The following is a 2,077-nucleotide window of genomic DNA, read 5'->3' on the forward strand; positions in this document are numbered from 1 at the left end:
CGGGCAGGCTGGGGCGCGGCCGGCCCTCACCCGCCGGCGCCGGGTCCCCGTCGGGCGCGACGCCACCCGACCCGCCGGCGGCGGGGTCCCCGTCGGGCGCGACGCCACCCGACCCGCCGGCGGCGGGGCCCCCCTCGGGAGGGTAGCCGGCCGGGGTGACGGATGAGCCGGTCCGTCCACAGGCCTGGCGCCAGGCGGAGAGGCGTTCGGCGGCCTCCTTGAGCTCGGCGGGGTCCCACTCCCATTCGGAGCGCCAGTGGTGGGCGAGCAGGGCGAGGCGGACGGCGGCGGGCTCGTGGTCGCGGAACAGCTCGCGCGGGAAGATGAGGTTTCCCAGCGACTTGGACATCTTCTCGCCCTGGTAGCCGACCATGCCGGTGTGCAGCCAGCGGCGCGCGAACGGGGCGCCGTTGGCCGACTCGGACTGCGCGCGCTCCGACTCGTGGTGGGGGTAGAGGAGGTCGGACCCGCCGCCGTGCAGGTCGATGGTGACCCCGAGGTAGCGCCGGCTCATGGCCGAGCACTCCAGGTGCCAGCCGGGCCGGCCCCGGCCCCAGGGGCTGTCCCACCACGGCTCCCCCGGCTGGCTGCGCTGCCAGACCACGAAGTCCAGCGGGTGGCGCTTGCGCGGGTCGCCGGGGTCGCCGCCCCGCTCGGCCAGCAGGTCGAGCTGCTCGTCCTGGCCGAGCCCCGACAGCTCCCCGAACCCGGGGTAGCTGGTCACGTCGAAGAACACCGTGCCGTCGACCAGGTACGCGTTGCCGCCGTCGACCAGCTGGCCGGCCAGCTCGACCATGGCCGGGATCTCCTCGGTGGCCCAGGGGAAGTAGGTCGGCCGGGTCACGTTGAGGACGTCCATGTCGTCCAGGTAGGCGGCCGTCTCGCGCCGCCCGAGGGCGAGGTAGTCCTCGCCGTCCCTGGCCGCCCGGCGCAGCACGTCGTCGTCGACGTCGGTGACGTTCTGGCAGTAGACGACCTCGTGGCCGCGGGCGCGCAGGAACCGGGCCAGGGTGTCGAAGGCCACGTAGGTGAAGGCGTGGCCGACGTGGGCGGCGTCATACGGGGTGATGCCGCAGACGTACAGGGTGACCCGCCGGCCGAGCGCCAGCGGGGCGGAGCCGCCCGGCGGCCCGTGCAGCACCAGAGGAGGGCCGGCGTGCTGGTTCATGGCCAGGATGGTACCGGTGTAGCTTCTGCGGGTGCCCGGCTCCCCTGCCCCGCTGGCGATCGTCGGCGTCGCCGTGGTCGACGGCGGCGGGGGCCCGGCGGTGCCCGGCCGGACGGTGGTCGCCGCCGGCGGGGTCGTCCTGGAGGTCGGCCCGGCCGGCCGGGTCGTCCCGCCGGCCGGGGCCGTGGTGGTCGACGGCGCGGGCGGCACCCTGCTCCCGGGGTTCATCGACGCCCATGTCCATCTCGGCTTCTACCCACCGGCCCGGGTCCTGGCCGGCGGGGTCACGGCCGTGCGCGACCTGGGCTGGCCCCCGGACCGGCTGGCCGCCCTGCGCCAGGGGGCGGCGGCCCCGGCGGCGTCGCCGCGGCTGCTGGCCGCCGGGCAGATCGTCACCGTGGCCGGCGGCTACCCGACCCGGGCCCCCTGGGCCCCGCCCGGCACCGCCCGCCCGGTGGGCGGCGCCACCGGGGCGGCGGCGGCCGTGGCCGAGCTGGCCGGGGCCGGGGCGGCCGTGATCAAGGTCGCCCTCGACGACCGGGTCGGCCCGACCCTGCCCGCGGCCGTCCTGGCCGCGCTCGTCAAGGCGGCGGGTGAGCGCGGCCTCGGCGTGACCGCCCACGTCGGCTCCGCCGCCGAGGCCGCCAAGGCCCTGGCCGCCGGGGTCGGCGAGCTGGCCCACTGGCCGTTCGACCCCGCCGGGCTGCCCGACGCCCTGGTCGACGCCCTGGCCGAGTCGGTGGTGGCCGTGCCGACCCTGCACATCGACCCCATCCCGGCCCGCCGGGCCGGCGTGCGCCGGTTCGTGGCCCGCGGCGGGCGGGTCGTCTACGGGACCGATCTGGGCAACCAGGGACCACCTCCGGCGATCGACGTGGAGGAGCTGGCGCTGCTGGTCGAGGCCGGCCT

The 2,077-nt window shown here is 77.7% G+C and carries 2 protein-coding genes; one reads left to right on the forward strand and one right to left on the reverse strand.

Annotated features, from left to right (window positions below):
* A partial coding sequence (cysS, locus tag VF468_14390; protein ID HEX5879482.1) for a cysteine--tRNA ligase occupies positions 1–1,168 on the reverse strand: 1,168 nt, incomplete at its 3' end.
* A 31-nt stretch (positions 1,169–1,199) separates the two neighbouring features.
* On the opposite strand from cysS, the gene VF468_14395 reads away from it, so the two are divergent.
* The coding region (locus VF468_14395; GenBank protein HEX5879483.1) for an amidohydrolase family protein at positions 1,200–2,077 on the forward strand (878 nt) is incomplete at its 3' end.

The sequence above is a fragment of the Actinomycetota bacterium genome, from assembly GCA_036280995.1.
Taxonomy (GTDB): domain Bacteria; phylum Actinomycetota; class CALGFH01; order CALGFH01; family CALGFH01; genus CALGFH01.